This is a genomic window from Halomicrobium sp. HArcht3-1, from assembly GCF_058933345.1.
Map to the genome: position 1 here is coordinate 147,054 of NZ_JBZYDM010000007.1, position 26,635 is coordinate 173,688.

At 63.8% G+C, this 26,635-nt stretch carries 25 protein-coding genes; 12 read left to right on the forward strand and 13 right to left on the reverse strand.

The window, feature by feature from the left end; all coding sequences use genetic code 11:
• Nucleotides 1–23: 23 nt before the first annotated feature.
• The 3 genes from AC5FRW_RS13325 to AC5FRW_RS13335 are packed head-to-tail and all read left to right on the forward strand — an operon-like array spanning nt 24 to nt 1,335.
• Complete coding sequence (locus AC5FRW_RS13325; protein ID WP_493568947.1) at nt 24–212, forward strand: CbtB domain-containing protein; 189 nt, start codon at nt 24–26, stop codon at nt 210–212.
• Between the two features lie 2 nt (nt 213–214).
• Nucleotides 215–1,006, forward strand: coding sequence for a CbtA family protein (locus AC5FRW_RS13330; RefSeq protein ID WP_493568948.1), 792 nt, complete (start codon nt 215–217; stop codon nt 1,004–1,006).
• A complete protein-coding gene (locus tag AC5FRW_RS13335; protein WP_493568949.1) occupies nt 1,006–1,335 on the forward strand; it encodes a (2Fe-2S) ferredoxin domain-containing protein in 330 nt (109 codons plus the stop codon). Before AC5FRW_RS13330 ends, AC5FRW_RS13335 begins: the two co-directional genes overlap by 1 nt.
• A gap of 16 nt (nt 1,336–1,351) precedes the next feature.
• Here the strand turns inward: AC5FRW_RS13335 and AC5FRW_RS13340 are convergent, their stop codons facing one another.
• The 10 genes from AC5FRW_RS13340 to cbiT are packed head-to-tail and all read right to left on the reverse strand — an operon-like array spanning nt 1,352 to nt 9,149.
• Complete coding sequence (locus tag AC5FRW_RS13340; protein ID WP_493568950.1) at nt 1,352–1,723, reverse strand: DUF3209 family protein; 372 nt, start codon at nt 1,721–1,723, stop codon at nt 1,352–1,354.
• A gap of 7 nt (nt 1,724–1,730) precedes the next feature.
• The gene (locus AC5FRW_RS13345) at nt 1,731–2,957 is read right to left on the reverse strand and encodes a CbiX/SirB N-terminal domain-containing protein (protein WP_493568951.1); all 1,227 of its coding nucleotides are present in this window, start codon (nt 2,955–2,957) and stop codon (nt 1,731–1,733) included.
• The gene (locus AC5FRW_RS13350; protein WP_493568952.1) at nt 2,954–3,667 is read right to left on the reverse strand and encodes a cobalamin biosynthesis protein; all 714 of its coding nucleotides are present in this window, start codon (nt 3,665–3,667) and stop codon (nt 2,954–2,956) included. The genes AC5FRW_RS13345 and AC5FRW_RS13350 overlap by 4 nt, the downstream gene beginning before the upstream one ends.
• On the reverse strand, nt 3,660–3,917 hold the full coding sequence (locus tag AC5FRW_RS13355; RefSeq protein ID WP_493568953.1) for a ferredoxin: 258 nt from the start codon (nt 3,915–3,917) through the stop codon (nt 3,660–3,662). Before AC5FRW_RS13355 ends, AC5FRW_RS13350 begins: the two co-directional genes overlap by 8 nt.
• Nucleotides 3,907–4,920: a precorrin-3B C(17)-methyltransferase gene (gene cobJ, locus AC5FRW_RS13360; RefSeq protein WP_493568954.1), complete on the reverse strand. Its 1,014-nt coding sequence runs from the start codon at nt 4,918–4,920 to the stop codon at nt 3,907–3,909. The genes AC5FRW_RS13355 and cobJ overlap by 11 nt, the downstream gene beginning before the upstream one ends.
• A gap of 2 nt (nt 4,921–4,922) precedes the next feature.
• Complete coding sequence (locus AC5FRW_RS13365; protein ID WP_493569012.1) at nt 4,923–5,792, reverse strand: precorrin-3B C(17)-methyltransferase; 870 nt, start codon at nt 5,790–5,792, stop codon at nt 4,923–4,925.
• 34 nt (nt 5,793–5,826) lie between these two features.
• Entirely contained in the window at nt 5,827–6,822 is a 996-nt protein-coding gene (gene cbiG, locus AC5FRW_RS13370; RefSeq protein WP_493568955.1) for a cobalt-precorrin 5A hydrolase, read from the reverse strand.
• Between the two features lies 1 nt (nt 6,823).
• Nucleotides 6,824–7,690 carry a cobalt-precorrin-4/precorrin-4 C(11)-methyltransferase gene (locus AC5FRW_RS13375; RefSeq protein ID WP_493568956.1) on the reverse strand — a complete coding sequence of 289 codons (867 nt, stop codon included), beginning with the start codon at nt 7,688–7,690 and terminating at the stop codon, nt 6,824–6,826.
• Nucleotides 7,687–8,538 carry a cobalt-factor II C(20)-methyltransferase gene (locus AC5FRW_RS13380; RefSeq protein WP_493568957.1) on the reverse strand — a complete coding sequence of 284 codons (852 nt, stop codon included), beginning with the start codon at nt 8,536–8,538 and terminating at the stop codon, nt 7,687–7,689. The genes AC5FRW_RS13375 and AC5FRW_RS13380 overlap by 4 nt, the downstream gene beginning before the upstream one ends.
• Nucleotides 8,535–9,149: a precorrin-6Y C5,15-methyltransferase (decarboxylating) subunit CbiT gene (gene cbiT, locus AC5FRW_RS13385; protein ID WP_493568958.1), complete on the reverse strand. Its 615-nt coding sequence runs from the start codon at nt 9,147–9,149 to the stop codon at nt 8,535–8,537. The genes AC5FRW_RS13380 and cbiT overlap by 4 nt, the downstream gene beginning before the upstream one ends.
• Before the next feature lie 147 nt (nt 9,150–9,296).
• On the opposite strand from cbiT, the gene AC5FRW_RS13390 reads away from it, so the two are divergent.
• Nucleotides 9,297–10,112, forward strand: coding sequence for a DUF7839 domain-containing protein (locus tag AC5FRW_RS13390; RefSeq protein ID WP_493568959.1), 816 nt, complete (start codon nt 9,297–9,299; stop codon nt 10,110–10,112).
• Nucleotides 10,113–10,552: 440 nt separating this feature from the next.
• Here AC5FRW_RS13390 and AC5FRW_RS13395 read toward each other — a convergent pair whose 3' ends face one another.
• Nucleotides 10,553–11,293 carry a DUF7260 family protein gene (locus tag AC5FRW_RS13395; RefSeq protein WP_493568960.1) on the reverse strand — a complete coding sequence of 247 codons (741 nt, stop codon included), beginning with the start codon at nt 11,291–11,293 and terminating at the stop codon, nt 10,553–10,555.
• 622 nt (nt 11,294–11,915) lie between these two features.
• Here AC5FRW_RS13395 and gfo6 point away from each other — a divergent pair.
• Both gfo6 and AC5FRW_RS13405 read left to right on the forward strand, forming a co-directional pair.
• Nucleotides 11,916–12,989 carry a D-xylose 1-dehydrogenase Gfo6 gene (gfo6, locus tag AC5FRW_RS13400; protein ID WP_493568961.1) on the forward strand — a complete coding sequence of 358 codons (1,074 nt, stop codon included), beginning with the start codon at nt 11,916–11,918 and terminating at the stop codon, nt 12,987–12,989.
• Nucleotides 12,990–13,383: 394 nt separating this feature from the next.
• Complete coding sequence (locus AC5FRW_RS13405) at nt 13,384–14,133, forward strand: ThuA domain-containing protein (RefSeq protein ID WP_493568962.1); 750 nt, start codon at nt 13,384–13,386, stop codon at nt 14,131–14,133.
• 403 nt (nt 14,134–14,536) lie between these two features.
• On the opposite strand, the gene AC5FRW_RS13410 is transcribed toward AC5FRW_RS13405, so the two are convergent.
• Nucleotides 14,537–17,737 (reverse strand): alpha-mannosidase, encoded by a 3,201-nt coding sequence (locus AC5FRW_RS13410; RefSeq protein ID WP_493568963.1) that lies wholly within the window; start codon nt 17,735–17,737, stop codon nt 14,537–14,539.
• A gap of 126 nt (nt 17,738–17,863) precedes the next feature.
• Between AC5FRW_RS13410 and AC5FRW_RS13415 the strand changes: the two genes are divergently transcribed.
• The 3 genes from AC5FRW_RS13415 (at nt 17,864) to AC5FRW_RS13425 (ending at nt 21,400) form a co-directional block, all read left to right on the forward strand.
• Nucleotides 17,864–20,308 carry a glycoside hydrolase family 2 protein gene (locus AC5FRW_RS13415; protein ID WP_493568964.1) on the forward strand — a complete coding sequence of 815 codons (2,445 nt, stop codon included), beginning with the start codon at nt 17,864–17,866 and terminating at the stop codon, nt 20,306–20,308.
• A gap of 157 nt (nt 20,309–20,465) precedes the next feature.
• Nucleotides 20,466–20,945, forward strand: coding sequence for a hypothetical protein (locus tag AC5FRW_RS13420; protein WP_493568965.1), 480 nt, complete (start codon nt 20,466–20,468; stop codon nt 20,943–20,945).
• The gene (locus AC5FRW_RS13425; protein ID WP_493568966.1) at nt 20,942–21,400 is read left to right on the forward strand and encodes a hypothetical protein; all 459 of its coding nucleotides are present in this window, start codon (nt 20,942–20,944) and stop codon (nt 21,398–21,400) included. Before AC5FRW_RS13420 ends, AC5FRW_RS13425 begins: the two co-directional genes overlap by 4 nt.
• Before the next feature lie 45 nt (nt 21,401–21,445).
• Here the strand turns inward: AC5FRW_RS13425 and AC5FRW_RS13430 are convergent, their stop codons facing one another.
• The gene (locus tag AC5FRW_RS13430) at nt 21,446–22,825 is read right to left on the reverse strand and encodes an alpha-L-fucosidase (protein WP_493568967.1); all 1,380 of its coding nucleotides are present in this window, start codon (nt 22,823–22,825) and stop codon (nt 21,446–21,448) included.
• A 111-nt stretch (nt 22,826–22,936) separates the two neighbouring features.
• On the opposite strand from AC5FRW_RS13430, the gene AC5FRW_RS13435 reads away from it, so the two are divergent.
• The 3 genes from AC5FRW_RS13435 to AC5FRW_RS13445 all read left to right on the forward strand — a co-directional run bounded on the left by AC5FRW_RS13435 (nt 22,937) and on the right by AC5FRW_RS13445 (nt 26,368).
• Nucleotides 22,937–24,214 carry an outer membrane protein assembly factor BamB family protein gene (locus AC5FRW_RS13435; protein WP_493568968.1) on the forward strand — a complete coding sequence of 426 codons (1,278 nt, stop codon included), beginning with the start codon at nt 22,937–22,939 and terminating at the stop codon, nt 24,212–24,214.
• Nucleotides 24,215–24,351: 137 nt separating this feature from the next.
• Nucleotides 24,352–25,377 (forward strand): ABC transporter permease, encoded by a 1,026-nt coding sequence (locus tag AC5FRW_RS13440; RefSeq protein ID WP_493568969.1) that lies wholly within the window; start codon nt 24,352–24,354, stop codon nt 25,375–25,377.
• Nucleotides 25,364–26,368 carry an ABC transporter permease gene (locus AC5FRW_RS13445; protein WP_493568970.1) on the forward strand — a complete coding sequence of 335 codons (1,005 nt, stop codon included), beginning with the start codon at nt 25,364–25,366 and terminating at the stop codon, nt 26,366–26,368. Before AC5FRW_RS13440 ends, AC5FRW_RS13445 begins: the two co-directional genes overlap by 14 nt.
• Nucleotides 26,369–26,635 lie beyond the last annotated feature (267 nt).

The following is a 26,635-nucleotide window of genomic DNA, read 5'->3' on the forward strand; positions in this document are numbered from 1 at the left end:
GTGTTGTGAAAGTGTGGTTTAGAATGGCGACTGCCAACAACACCGTTTACGATCGGATCGAACACGCTCGGATGGAACTAACGGCGACACAGATGGCCGTCGGACTCGCGCTCGTCGCGGCACTCGGATTCGCGCTGCTGTTCGTCCAGGAGCCGATGGCACACGACTCGCTGCACAACTTCCGGCACGCAGCGGGCATCACGTGTCACTGATCATGCTCACGGACTACCTGAAGCGAGGCGTGACGGCTGGCGTGATCGCAGGGCTGGTGTTCGGACTGCTCCTGGCGCTCGTCGCGAACCCACTGGTCGCGTTCGCCGACGACCTCGGTCACGGGACTGCACAGGCCGTCGATCAGCACGACGAACACGCAACCGAGGACCACCGCGGGGAGACCGGCGACCACCACGACAGCGCCGTCTCCACGACGGTGACGAACGGCGTGAGCGTCCTTGCCGGCGTCCTCTGGGGCGTTCTGCTGGGCGGCGTCGTCTTCGGCATCGCCTTCTACGTCCTCGAACCAGCGATCCCGGGAACCGGCGCGACCAAGAGTTATTTGCTTGCCGCCGCCGGCTTCCTCACCGTCTCCGGTGGGCCGTGGCTCGTCCTGCCGCCACAGCCCCCGGGCGTCGAACAGGCACTCCCCACGGAGACACGCATCGCCCTCTACGGGGGGATGATGCTCGCCAGCGCGCTCGTGTGCCTGCTCGCGGGTGCCGTGTACAGTAGCGTTCGAGACAGGCGCGGCCGACGGGTCGCGACCGTGGCCGCACTTTTGCCCGTCGGTCTGCTCGCAGTCCCGGCTGTTTTCTCCCCGGCCAACACCGTGGCGGTCTCACTCCCAGACGGGCTTGCGACCGGGCTGACCGGGATGGTCGTGTTCGGGCAGGCCCTCCTGTGGGTGCTCCTCGCGGCCACGCACGCCCGACTTCACCGTCACTCCGAGGAGATGGGTGCCTCGGCAGTCGGAACAGGACACACCGAGGGAGCGCTGGCGGCTGACTGATGGAACGGCGAACCGAGGACGTGCTCGAAAACGGGTTCACCGATCACGTGCTGGTCTGTACGCACGCTCGGGATTCGGAGTACGCGTGCTGTGCGGAGGCGTCCGGGCAGGAAGTGTACGAAGCAGTGATCGCGTGGCTCCGAGACCGTGATATCTTCTGGTCTCGCGTCCACGTCGCCGAGACCAGCTGTCTCGGCCTGTGCAGTGAGGGGGGCACGGCGGTCGCGATCCACCCCCGCAATCGATGGTACTCCGACGTGCGACCCGACGACGTGCCGGCGCTGCTCGAAGCCGAGTTCGGTCCCGAGGGGTCACAGCTCGGCGAATAACGCGACTGAAGAAATCCTATTCGTCGACTGGGAACGTCTCGTGGAGCACGTCGTGTGCCTCTCCCAGCCCACCGAGCACGCTCTCGCCCTGCGTCGTCAGTCGGTGAACGGCACGCTCTGCGTCCCGGACGGCGACGAGACGACCGCGCATGTAGTCGTACTCCGGGTCGTCCGGATCGGTCGCAGCGATCTCTTCTTCGAGGTCGACGAGCGCCGCGTCGAGGTGGCGCTCGATGGCTGCGAGGGTCTCTGCGTGGGCCAGTGCTTCGATCGGGCCGTCGAGGTGACCGTCGAGTTCTTTCTCTGCGTGTTCACGCGCGCTCCGGTCTTCGGTCCCGAGCACGTTCATCAGTCCGAGTCGTAGGGCTTCGATTTCGTAGCAGCTCATTGTTGGGTTACAGCGTTTGGTCGACGAGGTCGGAGACGATGCGGTCCCGGTCGAGGTGGGACGAGACGATGCGCTCTGCGTCTGACTGGTCGACGCCGCCGTACCAGACGCCGTCTGGATAGACGGCGACCATCGGGCCGTCGCCACAGCGGCCGAGACACGACGAGCGGGTGATGCGAGCGTCGCAGGCCTCGGAGTCGCGAGCCGCCTGTCGCAACCGTTCGAGCACGGCCGGCGAGCCGTCGGCAGCACACGTCTGGTTCGTACAGACCGCGACGTGGTTCGCCGGTGCGTCGTGGGCGTGTGGCTCGTCGGCCACGTCGTCGCGGTCGGCGTGGGATTCCTGGTGAGTCATCGCCCGCAACTGCGCTCGCGCGCCGCCGACGTCTTCCTCGTAGCCGTCGAGTTCGACCTTGTACTTGCAGGTGTCACAGGACATATCGACGCTGTCGGTCCGGGCTTCCTGCCAGCGGTCGCCCAGCACGTCCAGTAGCCGCCCGTCGGTCCCGAGCGGATCGCCGGCCGCGGCGTCGACGTACGGGTACTCGTCGTCGAACTCGGCGGTCGCGTCGCGGATGCGCCCGGTGAGCACGCCGTCGCCGAGCATGTACGGCAGCACGACCACGGCGTCCGGGCGCTGTTTCGCCACGGTGTGGAGCGTCTCGTCGAGTTTGGGTTCGGTGATCCCGATGAAAGAGGCGTCGACGCGGTCGAAAGATCGTCCCTCGTACAGGAGCCGGGCGAGCTTGTGCGCGTCGCTGTTCGCGTCCGGGTCACTGGAGCCACGCGCACAGACGACGACCGCTACGTCCGCGTCGTCACGGTCGACGCCGAGCGTCGCCTCGACCGTGCTGGCCCGGTCGTCGAGGAGGTCGACGAGTGCGGGATGGACGCCCAGATGTGCCCCGTTGTGGATCGTGAGTCCGGGGTGTTCGGAGCGAGCCGTCTCGACTGCCAGTGGCACGTCGTTCTTGACGTGACTGGCTGCGAACAGCGATAGCTGGACGACCGTGAGGCGTGACACGCTCGACGCTAGCCCTGCGATGGCGTCGGGGATCGACGGCTTCGCGAGTTCGAGGAAGGCCGCGTCGACCGGGACGCCGAGTCGGCCCTCCAGATCGGCGGCGAGCGTACGGACCTGTTCGTTGGACTTCTCGCGGCGCGAGCCGTGCCCGACCAGCAGCACGGCTTCGTCGTCGAGTTCGACCGGGGTCGCGTTCACGTTCGTGGTCATCGTGCGAGGTCGCCCACCTCGCTGTCCGTCGCTCGTTCGACGCTACGCCGGAGTTTCTGGCGGCGCTCGGCCGAGTACAGCCCCGACGCGTCGCTGCCGGCGTAGAGCCAGTCCGTGAACGCCGCCGTGTCAGCATCGTCTGCCAGCCCGAACCAGTAGCCGCCGGAGGACGACGCCGAGAGGTCGTCGGCTGGAACGTGGGGGTCGGCGGCGTCGAGCAGCGACCGAACGGTTCGGAGCAGCGCCTCGTCCTCGTGGACAAAGGAGATGCCGACCGAACCGGCGGACTCGCGGAAACAGACGGTGCCGCAGGCTTCGAGCAGCCCACGCAGCAGTTGGGGGCGGTACTCGCTGAACGTATCGAAGCGATAGCCGCCGGGCTGTCCGTCGACGGGGAGACCGAGCGCAGCGCCGGCGCGGTCGGCCACCGTCCCGAACACCTGTAGCTCGTACTCGTCCTCGTACCGGACGATCGAGGCGTCGTGGGCCGACGAACGCGAGGCGGTCCGATGCTCGGCGTCCGTTCGCGCGGTGCCGGCGATGGCTGCGAGCGCGTCGGCCGACGTTTGGTCGCCCGTTCGAACGGTCACACACTCCGCTTTCAGTTCGCCGTCACCGGCGACGTGTCCCCAGAAGTACGCGGTGGCCGGCGTCGCGGCGAGCAGATCGTCGACCGGGTCGGGCGTCGCGGGCCGATCTGCGTCACTCATCGTCGCCCTCCGTCAGCACGTCGATCGCATCGACCGGACAGGCGCTGGCCGCCTGTCTGGCCGCCGTCAGCCGGTCGTCGGTAAAGGTCACGAGCTGTGTGCCGTCCGCGTCGGTCTCGTGGCTCCCGTCGGCGTCCTCGATCGTCGCCAAGCCGTCCGGGGCTTCGACGAACCGGTCGTCGCGGACGAGACAGGCGAACACGCCATCGCAGGCGTTTCGGTCGAGTCGAACCTGGTACTCAGTAGTCATACTTGGACTCGTACCCCCGCGGGGTCACCATGCGGCCGTCCCAGACGTACGTCTCCTCGTTGCCGACGATGATCGTCGTCGTCATGTCGACCAGATCAGTTTCACCGAGGGCCGCAAGCTCTTCGAGGTCGACGATATCGACCTGTTCGTCCTCGCGGCCCGCACCGTGGACGATGCCCACGGGCGTGTCGGGAGCGCGATGCTCCATGAGGATCTCACAGCACTTCTGGAAGTTCTCCCGGCGCTTGCGGCTCCAGGGATTGTAGATCGAGATCGTAAAGCCCTCTTTGGCGGCCGCATGAAGGCGTGACTCGATGGTCGGCATGTCGGTGAGGTGATCCGACAGCGAGATGCTGACCGTGTCGTTCACGAGTGGTGCGCCCAGTCGCGCGCCACAGGACTGTGCCGCAGGGACACCGGGGACGACCTCGAAGTCGACCATCTCTGCGGTCGCGCCCTTCGATTCGAGGATTTCGAGTGCCAGCCCCGCCAGCGCGTAGACGTTGGGATCGCCGCTGCCGACGATCGTCACGTCGTTGCCGGCCAGCGCGCGGTCGATTGCCTCTTCGGTCCGGGAGACTTCGCCACACATCGGCGTGTCGTACAGTTCCTCGGCCGCCGCGGTGATCTCGTCGGGTAGCAGTTCGATGTACGTGGTGTAGCCGACGATGTGTGCCGCGTCCAGCAGCGCCCCGCGAGCACGCTGGGTCATCCCCTCGGGCTGTCCGGGACCCAGTCCGACCGCGACGAGGCGGCCGGGATCGGCGTCGAAATCGTCGACGGTCGAACCGACCTTCTCGTCGGTCGTCGAGGAGCCGCCACAGCCGGCACTGGACGAGGAACCGTCGGAACTCGCGCCGCATTTCGATCCCGTCTCTGTACTCGTGTCGGTCTCGGTACTGCTCGCACCGCACTTCGACGGACTGTCGTCCGCCGAATCGCTACGACACTTCGATTCCGTCTCTGTACTCGCGTCCGTGTTCGTGGTGTCGTCAGTGCTCATTGTCAGAAGTCGTCGACGTCGCGCCCGCCACGCGGTGTGACGAGGTGTTTCCGGTACTCGTTCTCCCAGACCTCCGTCTCGTGGTTGCCGATCAGGATCGAGGTCCCCATGCCACCGACCTCGTCGTCGTAGTCGGTCGCCTCGCCGAGGGTCGTGATCGTGTGTGTCTCGTCGTCCAGATTCCGGCCGGCGTCGCCGCGGCCGGCGTCGTTGAAGATACCGACCGGAACGTCGTCGGCGCGCTCCTCCCGGACGACCTCGATGGCGCGCTGGTAGTCCCGCCAGCAGTTGTACAGGACGATGACGAAGCCACTGATCGCCGCGGCCCGCAGTTTCTCTTCGATCTCGTCCCAGCCGCGCCACTTGTCCGACAGCGAGACGGTACAGAAGTCGTTCGACAGCGGTGCGCCCAGATTGGCCGCCCCGCCGAGTGCCGCCGTCACGCCGGGGACGACCTCGATGGGTACGTCGTCGGCCCCGTCGGACTGTGCCATCGTGAACAGGAGGTCGCTCTTGCCGTAGACGTTCGGGTCGCCACCGGAGACATGGGCAATGTCCTCGCCGGCCCGCACACGCGCGAAGGCTTCGCGAGCCAGTTCGACCTGCTTGCCCATCGACGAGCGTATCAGTTCCTGACGAGTGCCCCCCGGACGTTCGAGGACAGTCCCCTGTTCGTCACCGGCGGCCGTCCCACCGTCGGCTGTCGCTTCCACCTCGGCGCTTTCGGGCGGTAGCGTCCCGTCGCGCCGGAGGAACTCCTGATACAGCGTCGACGCGATGACACAGTCGGCGGTGGTGATGACGTCCTTGGCCCGCTGGGTCATCGCGTGGGGCAGTCCGGGACCGATGCCGACGACGTAGAGCGTCCCCATCTCGTCGCCGTCGGCCGAATCCGTCCCAGTCACGTTACCGCCCCACCGCGACGGTGACGGCGTCGTCGAACCGCTCTTTCTCCCGGGCGAGTTCGTGGTCGCGCCCGCCGGCGATGGCCGACGCCTCGGCGATGCCCGGCCAGCCGATCAGTTCCTTGGATCGTGACGGAGAAGGGCCTTCGAACTCCTCCAGCGTCCCCTTCTCGAAGAGGACGACGCCGACACCGATCTCCTGTGCTGCCTCGTAGAGTCCCGCTTCGCCCTCCTTTCGGGTGCCCGTGGCGACGAAGTCCACGTCCGAGCGGTCTAAGCCGAGATCCGAAAGCGCGGCGTCCCAGGCATCGAGTACCTGTGCTTTCTCGACGCCCGAGACCGTCCCGGTTCCCAGCACGACGCCGTCCGTTGCGTTGCGCTTGAGGACGGTCACGTCGTCGCCGACCAGCACCGCCCGGGGGCCGTCGAGACGGGCCACCGGACCGAGTTCGTCGTTGAGAACGGCGAGGTTCGTCGCCACCGTCGAGTCGCCGTTGACGACGTGGGTGTCGAGTGCCTTGGCCTTGCTCTCGACGCCTTGCTTGCCCGCGGCCTCGCTGGCAGTCGTCATCGCAGGGACTGCGCCCAGCTTCGAGAGATCGTGGGCTACCTGATTCGCGCCGTGATGGCCGCCAGTGATCGGAATTGCCCACGTGAGTGCTTCGTCGACGACGACGATAGCGGGGTCGTCCCACTTGTCGTCGAGCAGCGGTGCGGTCTTGCGCATCGCGATGCCAGAGGCCATCAGGCCGACGAAGCAGTCGTACTCGCCCCAGTGCTCGCCGAACACGTCGCCGTGGTACTCGATGATGTCGACGGTCTCGTACTCGCTGCCGATCTCGTCTCTGATTTCGCGTGCCGTGTCTAATTTTCTCTCGAAGGAAATTATAGCGATCTCCTCGGCCACCTCACCATCGGAGTCGGGTGTCGAACAGTGGCCGCCGGAGCTGTCGGTCGATTCGCCTGTGTCGGTGTCGTCGTTCGTGTCGGTGCTCATATCAATCGTCGGCCTCGCTTTCGGTACTGTCTCGGTTCGCCCAGCCGTCGTAGAGGTACGACCGCTCGTAGCCGGCCCTCCGGGCCGCATCGCCGATGACGACCAGCGCCGACGCGCGGTAGCCCGCCGCTTCGACCGCGTCACCGATCGTCTCGATGGTCCCTTCGATCACGTCTTCGTCGGGCCAGGAGGCGTGATAGACGACGGTCACGGGCGCCTCCGGGTCGTGGCCGTCGTCGAGCAGGCGCTCCATCGCCTCGGGGATGGCGTGGGTGCCCAGATAGATGCAGGTCGTCACGTCGCCCATCTCGACGAACTCGCCGATGTGATCGTCCTCGGGGTCGAGCGTCTTGCCCTGTGGTCGCGTGAAGGCGACGTGGTTGGCGACACCGTTCAGCGTCAACTGGGTTCGCAGCGTCGCGCTGGCGGCGAAGGCCGCGGTGACGCCGGGGACGATGTACGTCGGCACGCCCTCGTGTTCGAGCGCATCCATCTGCTCGATGGCCGCACCGTAGATCGCCGGATCACCGCTGTGGAGTCGGACGACCGTCCGGCCGTCCTCGTAGGCGTCTCGCATCAGCGGGATCAGCTCCTCAAGATCCTTGCCGATGCTCGACACCTGCTCGGCGTCGTCACAGTACTCGTCGAGGAGTTCGCTGTTGACCAGCGAGCCGGCGTGAACGACCAGATCGGCCGCCTCGACTAGCTCTTTGCCAGTGACGGTGAGCAGCCCGGGATCGCCCGGACCCGCGCCGATAAACGGGATGCCGTCCTGTGTCTCGCCAGCGGTTCGCTCCGCGATTCGTGGGTCACGCTCCGTCGCTCGGGTGGCCGCTTCCGCGTCGATGGCGTCCTGTGGATCGGTCATCGTTGGCGTTCCTCCGGGTGTTCGTCACCGCAGGCCGCTCCTTCGGCCCGCTCCCGCGTGAGGGTCGTTGCGCGATGGCTGTCCCCGACACCGGGCGAATCGATCCGGGTCCCGCCATCCGTCCGTGTTCGCGTCTCGGCGTCGGTCTCGCTCTCGGCATCGACCGCTTCGAACGCCGCGGTCGCCGGCTCCGACGTCACGCCGCGTTTCTCCGCGTAGGCGAGCGTGTAGTAATCCCGGTCGGTCAGAGCGTCGGGATCGTCCGTCACGACCGTCTCGCCCTGCTCCATGTACAGCCGCCGGCCGTACACCACGTCGTAGCCCGCATCGACGAGCCGTTCGTGTGTCGTCGGCACGTCGGTGACTTTGAACAGAATCATCCGATCCGGACCGGTGGGAGCGACACCGCGGGCGGCCTCGTGGAGCGTGATACTCGACCCGGACGAGATTTCGACGCCCAGCGCGGTCGTGAAGGCCGTGACGGCGCTCACGCCGGGGACGACTTCGACCTCGACATCGGGATGGAAGGCAGCGAGGGTCCGCCGCAAGTGCCCGAACGTGGAGTAGACGTTCGGATCACCGAGCGTGACGAACGCGGCAGTTTCGTCGCGAGCGCGCGGTGCGATCTGTGCCGCGGCGTCGCGCCACGCGCTGCGGAGTTCGTCTTCGTCGCGGGTCATCGGGAAGTCGAGATCACCGATCCGGTCCACAGGGACGTGCTCGGTCGCGACGGACCGGGAGAGCCGTCCCGGCGAGTAGACCACGTCCGCCGCTTCGAGGACGCGACGCCCACGTACGGTGACGAGGTCGGCGTCGCCGGGACCGAGACCGACGCCGTAGAGTGTCATCGTCCCCTCCCGTCGGTGCGGTGCTCCGACGGCGGCCGTGTCTCGGGTGTACCGCCGTCCGTCGCGACGGGATCGGTCCCGCCCACCAGCATGTACACGGGGTTGTCCGAATCGAAGCTCGTCGCACCGGCGAGTTCGTAGCCGTGGCTCACCTGAAACTGGACGACTTCGTCGAGGAGGTCCCGCTGTCGGAACGCCTCGGTGGCGGCCCCGGCGACTTCGAGCCGGGAAACGTTCATCACGACGCGGTCGATCCCCGTCCGGGCCGCGTGATCGAGGACCGCCTCGTAGTTGCGACTGCCCCCGAGAAAGAGGACATCCGCGTCGTCAGGGAGTCCATCGGGCGCTTCTGTCTCGCGAAGCGTTACGTCCCCGGTCCCGTCGTTGGCAGCGAGATTCTGTCTGGTCGTCTCGATACGGTCGGCGTGTCGTTCGAGCGCAGTGACCCGACCCGCGCGCCGGGCCGCCCCGATCGTGACAGCCCCGGTACACGAACCGACCTCCACGAAGTGGTCGGTCGGTCCGAGGTCGAGTTTGCTGAGAAGGACGGCCCTGACCTCCGGTTTCGTCGGGCCGGCCTTCGCATCGTGTGGGAGCGATACGTGTGCCATCGCCGAACACAACTATCGTAGGGCGTAAAACAATTTTGGTTGTTTTAGCCCAACCAAGATTGTCTATATCCTGCGATGCGTCCCAGATACGCAACTCGGAGCGTTTTACAGCAAAGTTACTTTAGCTCACGGGCCACACAACAGGCAATGCCGACCAACGCGTCCGATCCCGACGAATCCAGCGTCCTTCAGAGCAAACGGAACGCCACTCGGTATCAGATTCTGGTCCAGATCGCCGAACGACAGCCCGCGGTCAATCAACAGGAGATCGCCGATGCCATCGGGATCACCGCACAGGCCGTCAGCGACTACCTTCAGGATCTGGCCGAGCACGGATACGTCAACAAGCACGGCCGTGGCCGGTACGACGTGACCAAGGAAGGCGTCGACTGGCTGATCTCACAGACTGACGAACTGCGTCACTTCGTCGAGCACGTCTCCGAAGACGTCATCGGACAGGTCGAGATCGAGACCGCACTCGCGACGACGGCAATCGACGAAGGCGAGACTGTTTCACTGACGATGCAAGACGGTGTGCTCCGGGCGATGGCTGGACAGACAGGAAGTGCAACTGCAGTTGCAGTCACGGATGCGCGAGCAGGACAGGACGTCGGGATCACGAATTTCGATGGGGTCGTCGACTACGACCTCGGTTCGGTGACCATCGTCTCGGTGCCGCAGGTCCAGAACGGCGGCAGCGCCGCGGTCGATCCGGGAAGCGTCGCCGAGATGGCCGATGACCACGACCTGATCGCGGTTAGCGGCGTCGGAGCGATCGCCGTCACGGAGGCCGCATCCCTCGAAGCAGACATCCGCTTCGGAACCACGGCTGGCGTTCGAGAAGCAGCGACGAGAGGACTCGACATACTGCTCGTGTCCTCGACGGACCACCTCTCGGCTCACACCGACGAACTCCGCGAACAGAACCTCAGCTACGAAGTCGTGGATGTCACAGCGTCATAGTCAACGGGAGGGTGGCACTGGCGTCCACTCGACGACCGGCGTGGTGCTCCCATCAGGCACGGGTGTCGACCGGACGAGCGCTTGAATCGAGGTCTTCTGAGGTCTTTCGTCTCCAGAAGTCGGCTAGATGGACCTTGGCACGTGAGATTGTTGCGAAAAGACGGTATTTGTATTTGTCTTGCGCCAACTTATTTCGTATATCGCACTACTCAGCCTGATAGTTCAGTTTCTCAGACCATATGGGTAGCAGATAGATCGGAAAGTGGCAAGCGGACGATGGGCGTGTGCCCCGCTGTAAGTAGCGACACCTCCCTCTGATTGCCATGGAAGATGGCTACAAAATATAGTCATACAGTATAGCTATGTTTTGTAGCTACTAATGATCGCGATACGGCACAGCAACGGAGTGGTACGGTCAACACCCGAAGAGGACGTGTTGCTCAGTCTCGCAACGAGACACAATCGCGGAGCCGTGCGACAGCCATGAGAACCGGATACGTCTGAGGTTCGTCGTGGTACAGCGACTCACAGAGGTTGTGACCGTCGAGATACGAGAGCGATCGGTCTGCGAGTTGGGATTGTCGGGTCGTGGTGATCGCCAGCAGTTCGTCCCTGAACTGCTGTCGGTACCACGCCGGGACGACAGTAGAGTCGAGACCGTCCAGCACTGCCGTGATGTCTTCACGCAAGGATCGCAGCGAGGCCACTTCCGCGTCGAGGGTCTCACAGAACTCGTCGCGGTCGGCGGCGGCTTGCTTCGCCGCCGACACGACAGTTTGCTTTTGCTGGGGAAGCAACGATGGGTCTCTCGGCGATTCGAAAAGGGTCGCGACCTCCGGTCCGAGCTCGGCACGAACGTTGGCTGTGAGCGATTCGTCGTACACTGCCTCGAAATGATCGACAGCCATGACCGTCTCACGATACGCGGGACGGAGGGCAGAACCATCGGTGTCTGGCTGCTGGCGCATGACAGTAATCGAGGGGGTGAACTGTGTCCCGGCGGCATCGGCAGGCATGGCGGCGACTCGATCAGCGAACGCCTCGAAGGCGTCTCGCTCCGTGGCGACCTCGTTGTGCTCTCGCTGTGCCCGGTCGATCGCGTTCGAGATCGGCTTTCGAACGTGCTGACGGAGCGAATGGAGGTATTGAAAGGGACCAGGACGGGTATCGAGGTCGGCCATCGACTGGTAGTAGGGAGGGGGATAACTAAAATGCTCGTTTCACATATATGGCGTTGCGAGGTGGCTTCGTTTGGGCAAACGCACAATCGTAGCGATGCTGATAGACGGCGCGCATCGACTGTCGCGGGGTGCAGCCGTGAAGAGACACGATGAATAGCCCAGCCAGCGAGATTGGTCAGTGACTCTAGCTAACTGGAAGGTACAGATAGTACAGCCCACTATATCATATGACGATACAGTATAGCCACACCGTATAGCTATACGAGGCAGCTATATCAGCTAGCTGACGACGGTCGCTGAGCCAGTCAGTACGCCACCATACCTGTGGAACTTCCTCGATGAGAGCGCCACACAAAGACTGAAAGCCCGTCTCCGGCGATTCTGCAGACGAGTAGCCGAAAGGAGACAGTAAGTCCCGACGATTGACTATTCCACTGAGAGGATGCGGATATCTATTCAGTATAGCTATTTGATATAGCTATATGATATGGCGAGGCGGTAACGGCAGCCAGTCGAATTCAAAATAAATCGGGACCGAGGGTCTGCTGTGAGCAACAAGTATGGGGGAGACCTATCGAACCGACCGGAGTGTTTTTTGAGAGGGGTACAGAACGGGACAGTAATGCACGACTGGATCACGACGTACGAGGACCGGGACTGGCAAACGACAGACGAAGGCACCATCAGGTATGCGCTGCTCGGACTCGGTTGGTGGACACTCGACGTTGCGCTCCCTGCAATCGAGAACTCCGACCTCGGGGAGGTGACGGTGCTGGTCAGTAGTTCGACGGAGAAGGCAGCCGATGCAGCGGCCGAAAACGACGTGGGCCATGGAATCAGTTACGACGAGTTCCACGAGGGTGTGGCGAGTGACGAGTACGACGCGGTGTACGTCGGGACGCCGAACGCCTTGCACCTCGAATACGTCGAGACGGCGGCGGACCTCGATAAGGCAGTACTCTGTGAGAAGCCCATGGAGTCGACCGTCGAGCGTGCCCAGCAGATGGTCGCGGCCTGTGAAGACGCCGACGTGCCCCTGATGATTGCCTACCGGATGCAGACCGATCCTGCTGTTCGCCGCGCGCGCGAACTGATCGAAGACGGCTTCCTCGGAGAGCCGGTCTCGGTCCACGGACACAACACCCAGCCATTGCTGGAGATGATCCCGGACCCCGATCAGTGGCGACTGAACCCGGACATCTCGGGGTACGGAACGTCCGTGATGGATCTCGGCATCTACTCTATCAACACAGCGCGATTCCTCTTACGCAAAGAGCCGGTGGCGGTCGCAAACGAGATGCACTCCCGCCACGAGGCGTTCGGCGACGTACCGGACGAACGCTCCTCGTCACTGCTGGCGTTCGAAGACGACGTGACGATGGTCACGACGGCGAGTCAGAACGCCCACTCGGATTCCCGCCTGACGATCACCGGTACGGACGGACAGATCGAGATCAACCCCGCGTTCCACGGCGAGGCGACACTGCGCCTGCGGCGGGACGACCTCACCGTGACGGTCGACCACGAGACGTACGACGCCCAGCGAGAGATGCGCGAAGAGTTCGACTACTTCGCAGACCGCGTGTTGACCGACGGCGAGATATACCCGGACGGCCGCCACGGGCTACAGGACATGCGGATCATTCGGGCGATCCACGAGGCCGGCGAGACCGGCGAGCGTGTCACACTCTCCTGATCGTCACCGCGTGCACCGGACGGTACGATAGGATCAGTGGTGGCGGCGACGATCGCCGGCAAGCATCTACAGGAATCCGTATGCGGAGGTTCGACGGGAACACGTTCCTTCGACAGATCTGTCGGACCGTCCACTTTCGACGACGACAGATGTGACCTTGCGGAACGCTGTTCCACGATGACCGAATAGTACTATCGAAGCCCGGAACGCATCGGGAAATAAACGTAAAATCACAGCTGTACCGGTGTTAGATAAAGCCTTCGCTAATGCTGAAAGCTTGAGTCGGGAGACCGGCCCTACCGACAGTCATGGCTAGACTGGGATTCCTTCGACATTTCAGGCGGGATCAGTCGAAACGGTGACTTTTTGCAGGGCTGTGAGAGACCCACCGACTATGGGACGACAAGTCACCGTCTGGAACGAGTTTCGACACGAACGAGAGAACGAGACGGTCGCGGAGATCTACCCCGACGGGATTCACGCCGTCATCGCGGACGTCCTCGAAGCGGCGGGACACGATGTCACGACGGCCACACTCGACGAGGGGCCACAGCACGGTCTCACCGAGGATGTCCTCGCCGAGACGGACGTGCTGACCTGGTGGGGCCACGCCGCCCACGACGAGGTACGCGACGAGGTCGTCGAGCGCGTCCAGCAACACGTCCTCGACGGGATGGGACTGTTAGTGCTTCACTCCGCCCATATGTCGAAGATCTTCAGGACGTTGATGGGGACCGGATGTATGCTCAAATGGCGCGAGGCCGCCGAGACCGAGCGACTGTGGGTGACCGATCCATCACATCCGATCACCGACGGTCTTCCCGAATCGTTCGAAGTGCCAGAGGCGGAGATGTACGGTGAGCACTTCGATGTCCCACAGCCAGAATCGCTCGTGTTCACGTCCTGGTTCGAAGGTGGTGAAGTGTTCCGGTCGGGATGTTGCTACTCTCGGGGGAAAGGCCGGATCTTCTACTTCCGACCGGGTCACGAGACCTATCCGATCTACCACCAGCCGGAGATTCAGCAGGTCCTCGAAAACGCCGTCGACTGGGCTGCACCCAACGAGAACGGCCCGGATGTCTATCGAGGTAATCACGAACCGATCGAAGACATCGATGTCGACGACGACCGCACAGTTCACTGATCGGACTGGCGATCAGCAATCTAAACCGGGAATAGCACGAACGAAGAGAGCTATTTCGAGAGACGTGGATTTGTTTAATGCCATTATAATTAATCTAAAATAGAACGTCGTCAAAGAGAGCCGAAATGGCAGCACATATAGCCATCGACCACTGTTTGTAGAGAACGTCGTTCGCACTCATCGAACGAGGTGAAACCAAGTAGCGACAGTGATCCGTTCGAATCAGGAGACAGCGCGTTCCAGTCGGCCGACGGTCGGGTGGCTATCTCGACACTCGACAGGCCATATGCGAAGTGGAGATTGTAGTACCGTATTCGGTGTTCGACTGGAGTGTCTGAGAGTGTCTTCCGCTATAGGGCGGTAGAGTGCCAAATAGAAGGGTTAGATCGCCGGAGTAGCGCTCTCAGTCGCTGATCTGGACTGCGATCGTCTTGATCTCGAACGGCTCGAAGGAGAGAGCCTGTCGTGAATCGTCGACAGCAAAGGAGTCCCGGGTGTCCTCGATGAGATTCGTTTCTCGGGCCTCGGTGACGGTAAAGTCGAAGTCGACCGTCGTGTCGACGTGGCGGCCGGCCGACTCGTACAGGCGAACGACGAGTTCGTCGTCACTGTCTTCCGCACGCTTGATCGCCGAGACGACGACATCGTCGTCGCCGACGGTCACCGGTGCGAAGTCGGCTTCTTCGTCGACCGGGCGCGCACGCGTGGTCGCGTTCAGTTCGCTCGCAGCACGGTCGATACCGGCCTCGGCCGGTCCGTCCTCGTGGGCGAGCAGCGTGTACGTGAACTCGTGGGTACCGCGGTCGGCCTCGGGATCGGGGTGGTTCGGCGCGCGCAGCAGCGACAGGGAGATGTCGGTTCCGTCGACGTTGACCCCGTACTTGCAGTCGTTGAGCAGGGCGACGCCGTAATCGGTCTCCGAAACGTCGACCCACTCACCACCGGCCGCCTCCCACCGCGCAGCGTCCCACGAGGTGTTGCTGTGGGTGTCTCGCTCGTGGTGGCCAAAGTGGGTGTCGTAGGTCGCACTCGTCGCAGCCACGCCGGCCGGGAAGTGGGCCTTGAGGAGCTTCTCTTCTTCGTGCCAGTCGACTTCCGTCCTGAACTCCACGCGCTTTGCGTCACGATACAGTGAGATTTCCTGGACGAGCGAGGAGTCGCCGAACGAGCGGGTCTGGCGGACCGTCGCTCGAACGGGACCGGTCTCGACGACCGTCGTCTCCGGGGCCGGAAGCTGGTCGCCGACGTCGTAGACGTCTTCCTCGATGTCCCACGCTTCGAAGTATCGGGGCTGGTCGCGGTACAGCATCAGCCTGTTGCCCGGTTCGTCGAGGACCGAACGATCCTGCTCCTCGTCGTAAACGGAGACGGTACCATCGCTCTCGAACGACACCGTGACCAGACCGTTCGAGAGCCGGTCGGTCGACACTTCGAAGGGTGACTCGACCGGCTCGGTGGCGCTTGCAAGCGAGAGGGTCGTCGCACCCAGCTCGGGCAGTTCAGGGGTCTCGACGAGCACCTGCTCCTCCGTGTCGTCGCCGACGCCGGCAGTCGTCGACTGGACTGCCAGCGTGTCGTCGCCCCCGGCTGTTCCGACCAGGTCGTCAGCCTCACCGGACACGTCGTCAGCAGGGACCGTCGCGACACTCTCGTGTGCCCACGACAGCGGATTCGTGACAGCGAGCCGGTCGCTGTCGGTCGGTTCGCCGAGTAGTGCGTCAAGCGCTGCCGCCCGCGCGTTCGCGGCCGTCTCGAAGACACGGCTGTAGTCCCGGTCGGCATCGGCGTACACGTCCGTCTGGGAGGACCCCGGCAGGATGTCGTGGAACTGATTGAACAGGAGCACCTTCCAGGCGTCCTGAAGCTGTTCGTGGGGGTAGTCGAACGCCGTCGTCGCCGTCGCGATGGAACACCAGAGTTCGGCCTCTCGAAGTGCGTACTCGCCTTTGCGGTTGTTGCGCTTGGTCTGGGCCTGACTCGTGAGCGTCCCGCGATGTTTTTCGAGGTACAGTTCCCCGTTCCAGACGGGATAGTCGTCGTAGTTGCGTTCGAGACGGTCGAACAGCCCCGCGAGCGATCCGTGTTCGATGTCCGGCAGCGCCTCGATGTCGTCGACGACCTGTCCCTTCTCGATCATCTCGCGAGTGGGGCCGCCACCGCCGTCGCCCCAGCCAAACAGGTACGCCCGGTCCGTCGTCGTCGCGTTCTGGGAGTCGTTGTACACCGAGTGGGTGATCTCCTCGACGTCCATCTGGCCGTTGTACGTATCGCCCGGTGGGAAGTGTGCGAGTACCTCCGACCCGTCGATGCCCGCCCAGCGGAACGTGCTGTGCGGGAAGTCGTTGATCTCGCTCCAGGACATCTTCTGGGTGAGGAAGTACGGACAGTCGGCCGCCTTCGCGATCCCCGGCAACCCGGCACTGTACCCGAACACGTCGGGGATGAACGTCACCTTCGGGTCGACGTCGAACTCCTCGCGGAAGTAGCGCTTGCCCAGCAGATACTGCCGCGCCAGTGCTTCCTCGCCCGCGTTGTTGATGTCCGACTCGACCCACAGGGCACCTTCGGGGTGCCACTGACCGTCGTCGATCCGCTGGTCGATCTGATCGAACTGCTCGGGGTAGCGGTCACGGATCCACTCGTAGAGGTGGGGCTGGCTCTGCATGAACGTGAACTCGGGGTAGTCGTCCATCAGCGACAGCACGTTCGAGAACGACCGTCCACACTTACGCACCGTCTCCGACCACGGCCAGTGCCACGCCAGATCGAGGTGGGCGTGGCCGACGGCAGTCAGTTGCTGCCCGGTGAGGTCCGAAGTGATGTCCGTCTCGACGGCCTCCAGTTCCTCGATCGCAGCGCGGGCGCTCTCTCGGTACTCGTCCTCCGAGTCGGCGTCGAACGCGAACGTGTGGCTGGCTGCGACGAGTGCGTCGAGCAGGCGGCCCCGGTTCGGCGAGTCCTCGTCGTACTGCTCTCGGAGGTCGTTGCAGATCGACACGTGACGGTGGAAGTCTGCCACCGCTGGCCGCTCGGCGTACAGTTCGGCAGTTTCGAGCGTGAACTCGTCGACGCCGAGGTTGCCCCACAGGGTCGTGGTCCCGGCCTCGACGAGGAGATCGAACGACTCGCCGCCCTCGGCCTCGTCGACGAGCTTGTAGGAATCGTGTCCGTTGTCGAAGGACTTGACCGGCGTCCCGTCCTGAAAACACAGCGACTCCACGCGCGGGTCGCCGTGGTGGCTCGACCCGTACAGTGGTTCTGCCACGAAGCGCAGGTAGACCGGCAGGCCGGCCATCGACTCGGGGACGGTACACTGGAGTCGGAACCAGACGTTCTGGCCGACGGCTTGCTCTTCGGAGACCTGTCCGGTAAGCACGTCTGCGTCCGCGTCCCGGCGGTCGTCGGGTGTCGTCTCCCGGCCTCGCTTCCACGTGAATCCGACCGAACACGGCTCGAAGGACTGCTCTCGGGCCTGCTCGGGCGTCAGGAACGCTCGCGTCTTGTGATGTGAGATGTTCTCTATCTCGCAGCGCTGTGCGACGCGGAGGCGCTGGAGACGTTCTTCAGTCTCGTCGGCGCGTTTCGCACTGCTAGTGTCGCGCATGCTACCCACTGTTCGAGCGATCACCTTAACTGTCGAGGGTTTCGGTCGCACTCGAAGCGGTCTGGGCAAACAGACGGAACACGCGACCCCGATAGAGTTATTGCCGAGAGAGCGAATACCGCGTACATGGAACGCCACTCTCTCAACGGTAGCTGGCAGTGTGTCCCGACGGACGGGAGCCAACAGTTTCCAGCGACGGTCCCCGGAGATGTCTACAGCGATCTGCTGGCTGCCGGTCGGATCTCAGACCCCTACAGTGCCGACAACGAACTCGACGTGCAGTGGGTCGGTGAACGCGACTGGATCTACCGGCGAACGGTCGATGTCGACGACACACTGCTGTCCGAAGAGCGCCAGACCCTCGTCTGTCACGGACTGGACACTGTCGCCACGGTCCGGGTGAACGACACCACCGTCGGTACGACGGACAACATGCATCGGCGCTACGAGTTTGCCGTCGGCGATGCCCTCGAACCCGGATCGAACGACATCGAGATCCGATTCCAGTCGCCGGTCGAGTACAGCAGCCAGCGCGCAGCGGACCACCCCTACGGCGTGCCCGTAATGCGCTACCCCAAGGACGTGCCCGACCGCAATCACATCCGCAAGGCCGCCTGTCACTACGGCTGGGACTGGGGACCGTGCCTGCCGACGATGGGAATCTGGCGGGACATCGAACTGGTGGGTCACTCGGGACCCCGTCTCACCTACACGAAGAGTCGACAGGAACACCACGACGACGGCGTCGACCTAGCTGTCGATGTGGGTCTCGATGTTCCGACCGAGACCGAAGCGACGCTGACCGCCAGTATCGCTGGCGTCACCGAGACCACGACCGTGAGCGTCGACGGCGGTTCGACGGAGCAGACGCTCGAACTCACCGTCCCCGACCCCGACCTCTGGTGGCCCAACGGCTACGGCGACCAGCCACTGTACGACCTGACAGTCACCGTCGATAGCGAGCACGACACCGAGACGACGACCGACCGGGTGGGCTTTCGCGAAATCGAACTGTGCCGCGAGGGCGACGACGCGGGAGAGTCCTTCTTCTTCGAAGTCAACGGCGTCCCCGTGTTCGCGAAAGGAGCGAACTGGATCCCGATGGAGGCGCTCCACGGCCGCGTCGACGAGGGGGAGTACACCGATCTGCTGAACAGTGCCGCCAGTGCGAACATGAACATGATCCGTGTCTGGGGTGGCGGCCACTACGAACACGACACCTTCTACGAGCGCTGTGACGAACTCGGGCTACTCGTCTGGCAGGACTTCATGTTCGCCTGCTCGCTGTATCCGGCCGACGACGGGTTTCGCGAGACGGTGGCGGCGGAGGCCCGCTATCAGGTCCGCCGCCTCGCCAATCACCCGAGCATCGCAGTGTGGTGTGGCAACAACGAGAACGAGGAGGGACTGCACAACTGGTGGGCCGACGAGGATCACATCGAGCATCTCGAGGCCGACTACGAGGCGATCTTCGTCGATCTGCTCGACGAGATCGTCACCCAGGAAGACCCGTCACGTCCCTACTGGTCGGCATCACCCTCCAGTGGCCGCGAGTACGACGATCCGTACATGACGGAGCGAGGTGACATCCACTACTGGGACGTGTGGCACAGCGGCGCTTCCTTCGATGCGTTCGAAGAGACCGAGCCGCGATTCGTCTCCGAGTTCGGCTATCAGTCGTTCCCGTCGCCAGAGTTGCTTTCGTCGGTGCTCCCGGAGAGCGAACTCAACCCGACCGCACCGCTGATGGAACACCACCAGCGCAGCCCCGGCGGGAACGGTCGAATCCTGTCGCGGATGACCGACAACTTCCGAACGCCGTTCAGTTTCGCCGATTTCACGTACCTGAGCCAGATTCAACAGGGCATGGCGTTGCGGACCGCGATCGAACACTGGCGGCGGCTCAAACCACACACGATGGGGGCGCTGTACTGGCAACTGAACGACCTCTGGCCGTGTGCCTCGTGGTCCTCGATCGAGTACGGCGGCGACTGGAAGGCAGCCCAGTATATCGCCCGGCGGATCTTCGCGCCGCTGCTCGTCTCGACGACGGAGACCGACGACGGCATCGAAGTGTGGCTGACCAGTGACCAGCGCGATCCGGTTTCGGGCACGCTCACTGTGGCTGTCTGGACGCTCGACGGTGAGCGGGTCCACACGGAGGCACACGACACGACCGTAGCGCCACTCGACAGCACGGCCGCACTGACCGTCGATGTCGACGAGGTCGCCCCGGACGTCGACCCGTCGAACTGTCTCGTGCGGGCAGACTTCGACGGCCCCGTCGAGTCGTACCCGTCGGTCGCGTTCCGGGAACCGTACAAGCGACTCGACCTGCGCGAGCCAGAGATCGAGGCCCGCGTCGACGGCGCGACCGTGACCGTAGAGACGGACGTGCCGGCGCTGTGGGTGGCACTCGATGCCCCGCTGTCCGGCGCTTTTTCTGACAACTACTTCCATCTCGTTCCGGGAGAGGCCCGAACGATCACCGTCGAGAGCGACGCAACCCGAGACGAAATCGAGAGCGCGCTCGGGGAACTCGACGTCACGCACCTGCGCGAGACGTACTGATACCGCTGGCTGTTGCTGGGACGAGAGATTCGTGGCCCGGAGTCGAGCATCGCGTGACAGACCGACAGCCGACAGTACCAGCCTGCCGAGCAATCGACCACACGGCGAGCGCATCGTGTTCCCCAAGCATTATGGACTGGTGCCGTGATCCTCCTGTGTGAATTGCGGGCACGACAACTCCGGTCGGCGAGCGGTGGGGCGGCGTCGTCTGCTGGCCGGTCTCGGCGGTCTGGTCGCACTGAGCGGGTGCCTCTCGGCCGGGTCCGACGGTGGCTGTGCGAACAGCGGCGTGCCACAGGGAGGACTCCGACTCCTCAACGCCGACACAGAAGCTCACACGATCGAGCTAACGGTGTTTCTCGATTTCCTCGCGGTTCGAGAGGTCGTGTTCGAGGAGCGCGTCACGGTCCCGGGCCGGAACGCGGACGGCGACCGACACGTACTGGTCGACGATGTCGTCGACCGGAACGGGCGACACGTCCTCCGTGCCCGAGTGAGGGCCTCCGGCGAGACGACCGACTACCTCTGGGACGTGTCGGCCGACGGCTGTACCGGTCTCGTCGTCTCGGTCGACGACGGCGTCGCGACCGTCACCCCCGTCGACACGGACGACACGGGGGGTGGGCAACAGCCGTGAGCGCCGCTCGTCACCGCTGGCGCGGTCTGGACCACCCGGAGTTCGTCGGAGGACTGGTCATCGTGGGCTTCTCGTTTGCCGTGGGGAAACTGGGGGTGTTGCCGACGACGGCGATCGTCGCGAACGGGTTCCTCGGTGGGATCGTCGCCGGGGCGCTGACCGCGTGGGACGACGCGGGCTACTACCGTGGGGCACTCGCTGCGGTCGTCGCGACGCCGCTGTTGTTGGCGCTACACGTCGTCGACGACTTCGTCATCTCTGGCCGGTACGACGTGGTGCTCACGACACTCGGGCGACCGCCCGGAACACTCGTCGATCAACTGATCGTCTACGGCATCTACGAGGGACTGGCCGTCTCGCTTCCGGCCGCCGTCGCTCTCGCCACCGGACTCGTGGGCGGCGCGGTCGGCTTTCGACTGCGCCGACTGTTCGCCCGTCGCTCGGTGTTACGGTAGCACAGATCGGCACTCGGGGTGGTCGACCGAAACCAACTGGGGGAATCAGGACGACGATGCCGAGTTCGCCACGTCCTGCAGCGCGAGCGTGTACGCCACGCCCGGATGGTCGGCCGGCGGATTGGCGTCGAAATCGATGGTGACCGCCCCGTCCTCGTGCTTCCAGTCGACCGGCTCTTTGCCGGACGCCGTCAGGAGCGACACCGAAGACGGTGTCACGTCGGGGCCGGTCTCCAGCAGCGTCTGCTCACCGATTGCCCAGTCGAACAGCGTCGCGTAGAGTGTCCCATCTTTCCAGGTGTAGCGCACGTCGGTGCTGGAAGCGACGCTGTCCTCGGCCTGCTCCCAGTAGGTGGTCCCGAAGATGGCCTCGCCGTTGACTGCGAGCCACTCGCCCAGCCCCCGCAGGCGTTCTTTCTGGATCGCCGGGATGGTGCCGTCGGCTCGCGGGCCGACGTTGATGAGGAGATTGCCGTTCTTCGAGACGATGTCGACGAACGAGTGGACGAGTTCGTCGACCGAGAGATAGTGGTGCTCTGGTTCGTTGCGGTTGTACCCGAACGACCCTCCGAGTCCGCGCGTCGCTTCCCACTTGTGTTCCTGTATCTCGTCGAACGTCTCGTACTCCGGCGTGTAGAAGTCGCCGTGGGTCTGCTCTTCGCCCGCACCGAGACGGTCGTTGACGGCGACTTCCTTGTCCCACTCCTCGGCCGCCTGCTCGTAGTAGTATGCGACCGTCTCTTTGGTCCCGTACTCCTCGGTCTCGGCCTTCCAGTTGCCGTCGAGCCAGAGGAGATCCGGCCGTGTCTCGTCGATGAGTTCGGTCAGTTTCTCGTTCATGAACTCGATATACTCCGGGCCGGGGTGGCCCTCGTCGTCGATGTCCGGGTGACCGAACAGGCCGGGGTTGTTCGGATCGAAGAAGTTCAGGAGGGCGTGAAAGGAGCCGGCGAACTTCATGTCACGGTCACGGACGGCCGATCCGAGTTCGCCGACGATGTCCCGATTGGGACCGCGCTCGACGGTCGTCCAGTCGGTCACATCGCTGTCCCACAGCTGGATGCCATCGTGGTGTTCCGCGGTCAGGACGACGTAGCGCGCACCGACCTCCTCGTCGAAGAAGGTCGCCCAGCGGTCCGGGTCCCAGCCGTCGGCGCTCCACTGCTCCAGAAAGTCGGTGTACTCGACCTGTTGGCCGTACGTCGAGCAGTGGTAGTCGTACACGTCGCTGTCCTCGTCGTACATCCCTCTGACGTACCACTCGGCGTATCCGGACTCGCTGACCTCCCCGTCGTCGGTGACGGGTGCCCACGCGGGGACGGAGTACGCCCCCCAGTGGATGAAGATCCCGAGTTTCGCGTCGTCGTACCACGCCGGTAGTTCGTGCTGTTCCAGTGACTCCCACGTCGGCTCGTATGCAACCATACAGACCTGTGCGGGCAGCCGGGTAAAAAATGTTCGTCACCCACACGGGCGGCCCCTGACGGCGCGCCAGCCAGACAAACGTTTAAGCGAGCGGTCGCCGAACAGCCAGCAGTGACTGACGACAGCACACGGGTCGATCGTCGGAGCGTGCTGGCCGTCGTCGGGAGTACGCTGGTGGCCGGCTGTTCGGCACCGTCAGCGACGACGACCGAGACTCCGACCGATCGATCGACCCGAACGGACGACACTGAGCAAACGAGCGAGCCGACGACCGACCTGTCCATCGACACCGGATGGGGAATGTTCGGCTGTGATTCGCGCCACACGAGCCACAGTTCCGAGGCGGACGGACCGCGATCCGACGCCACACAGCAGTGGTCACACACCTGTGCCGAAGATCAGGGTGACATCCTCGGGACACCGGCGATTGCCGACGGTATCGCGTACGTCGGCTGTGGCCGCTCCGTGGAAGCACTCGATGTCGCGACCGGCGCAGTCGAGTGGTCCCGGACGCTCAGCCGCGCCAATCGCTTCTCGCCAGCGCTCGGTGACGGCCGCGTCTACGTGACGGTCCGCGGGGAAGAGGCCGGCCTGTACGGCTTCGACCGCGACGGCGGCGACACCGAGTGGCACCAGCCCTTGCAGGTCGTCTCGGCCCCGGTGTACGCAGATGGAACGGTTTACGCGCGCACGCGAGAAACAGAGACTTCGATTCGGGCCTTCGCAGCGGACGACGGGACCGAGCAATGGCACCACGGGCGAGACTGCCAGCCCTCGGATGCAGTCTGGTCGCCCCCGACCGTCCTCGACGAGACGGTCCTCTACCTCGCGACGTGTACAGAGCAAGAGCAGTCGACGCTGTTCGCCCTCGATCGCGCCACGGGCACCGAGCAGTGGCACCTCGATATCGACACCGTCGCGAGTCGCTCGGCTCCAGCAGTGACGGACGGGGTCGCGTACTTCGGCGACAACAGCGGTCGCCTCCACGCAATCGATCTCACGGCGCAACGCGAGCAGTGGACAGCCCCGCTCGAAGGACAGCTCTGGACGACGCCGACGATCGGCCACGACACCGTCTACGTCGGTAGTGTGACCGGCGGGCTGTACGCCGTCGACGCCGCCGAGGGGACCGTCGACTGGCACCGCAACGTCGGACTCACCTACGAGACAACGGCGTTCGACGGCGAGACCCTGTACGTCGGCGGCGTCAATCTACAGGGCATCGACCCGGCGTCGGGCGAAACGCTGTGGCGAGTCGACACGACGAACACGTTTTCGAGCCAGTTTGCTTCCCCCGCCGTCGTCGGGAACGCGGTCGTTGCGACCAGTTGCGTCAAGACGGATTCCCAGCAGACCCGCTACGACAATCGAATCCACGTCGTTGGGTGAGACGGACGACTGTCGCCGGGAGGCAGTTCAGCTGTCTGCTGTCAGATGCGCTCGAACGCAGGCCACAGCAAATCTCGGGGAGCGCGCCACGATACTGCTGCGCAAATTATATATAGAGGGTTTGCAAACAACGTCGTATGCGGTATTATGCCAAGCGAATCGGCCAATCAGTGCTGACGTTGTTCGTAGTCGTGACGATCACGTTCTTCATGTACCGCTTGCTCCCCGGTGGGCCACTAGAGTTGATGCGCCAGCAGTTGCTACAGGACATGGCGAATCAGGGCACCGGGCAGGCGAACATGCAGGAGGTGAACAGACTCATCGAGCTGTACACGGGCTTCCAGCCCGACGCACCGCTGTACGTCCAGTATTTCAACTACATCAAAGACATCGTCCTCTACCAGGACTTCGGGAAGTCGATCTGGCAGAACGAACCGGTGTTCGACATCCTGTTCAAGGCGATGCCGTGGTCGATCTACGTGAGCGTCTACGGACTCGTGCTCGGGTTCTCGACGAACGTCTTCATCGGCGCGTTCATGGCCTATCGCGAGGGGTCACGGTTCGACTCGGGGATGACCGGCATCATCGTCGCCGCCAACTCCGTCCCCTACTACGCGGCGGCCATCTTCATGCTCATCGTCTTCTCGTACCAGCTAGGGTGGTTCCCGATCGCCGGGCGATACGGGCCAGCGACGACACCGGGATTCAATCTCGATTTCATGGTGAGCGTCGTCCACCACTCCATCCTCCCGATATTCACCGGCTTCGTCGTCGGATTCGGGGGTGGGGCACTGGGAATGCGGGGCAACAGCGTCCGCATCCTCGGAGAGGACTACGTCCGCTCGGCCCGGCTTCGAGGACTCAGTAGTCGGCTCATCGCGGCCCGCTACGTCGGGAAAAACGCCATCCTCCCGATGTACACCGGGCTGATGATCGGGCTGGCGGGCATCTTCTCCAGCAGCGTCATCATGGAACAGATCTTCACGTATCCGGGCGTGGGCTGGTACACGTTCGGTGCACTGGAGAATCGGGATTACCCACTCCTGTTGGGATCGTTCATCTTCTTCACGACGATCACACTCGCCGGCATCACGATCGCAGACATGACATACAGTCTCATCGACCCACGAATCGAATCGGGAGGCGAAGATGAGTCGTTCTGACTCGGGATCGGCAGCCGACTTTCTCGGCGACATCGCCGACGAGAGCACGGAACCGCTCTCGCGGAAAGAACGATTCGACCGGTTCCTCGAAGACTCGATCCGAACCCCGTTCAGGATCATCTGGGGGGACCTCCGAACCAGGGTCGGGATCTCGATCCTGCTTGCGTTTGCCCTCATCGGGACAGTCGGTGTCTCGGTCGTGCCCAGACCGGAGTTCAACGAAGCGCCGCGATACGTCCCGCCGTTTACAAACTGGGCAGTACCACTCGGGACGGACGGCTATGGCAAGCCAATCGGGAAGCAACTGATCCACGCGACCCCGGCCGTTCTCGAAATCGTCATCGCAGGGGCCGTCATCTCGATGGTGCTCGCGACGGTCATCGGCGTCACGGCCGGCTACAAGGGTGGCAGGATCGACAACATCCTGATGTTCGTGACCGACATGGTGCTGACGATTCCGGGGCTTCCCCTGATCCTCGTCATCGCCGCGGTCTTCACCCCGGAGCGACCCTTCGTCGTCGGCCTGTTGCTGGGCATCGACAACTGGCCCGGTCTCGCCCGGACCCTCAGGTCACAGGTCCTCTCGATCCGCCACGAGTCCTACGTGGAGGCGTCCAGAGCGATGGGGATGTCCTCACCACACATCCTTCGCAAAGACGTGACAAAGCAGTTGATGCCCTACATCACGATCAACGCAGCCAACGCGGCACGGGGCGTCATCTTCGAGTCCGTCGGGCTGTACTTCCTCGGAATCCTGCCGTTTACCGCGGCCAACTGGGGCGTCATCATGAACGAGGCCTACCAGACCAGCGGCGTGTTGAGCAATCTCGGTCGGATCCACTGGATGATCTGGCCGATGCTGACCATCTCGGTGTTCTCGATCGGCCTCATTCTGCTCTCACAGGGGATGGACCGACTGTTCAACCCCCGTATTCGGGCCCGTCACTCCGATACGGCCGGCGAGGAGACGGCGACGGCGAAGATGGACTGAGACTGTCCCTGTAACTCTCTTGGGCCTCGCCACACCAATACAGCGAATCTTTTGACGAAGGTACAGCCGAGAGGGTGAGACTCCTCGCCATTTTGCGCTCATTGTCGAACACACTGCGACCGGACTACCACGACGACGCTTCGCTCTCACGACCGAAGCGACTCCCGACACGGCAATCGGGATCACAGGCGGCCAGACGAGTGGTCTCATAGTGTCGTAGCGACATCGTCGCCACTGTGGGCTAAATAGCGTGCAGCGTCGGAGTAA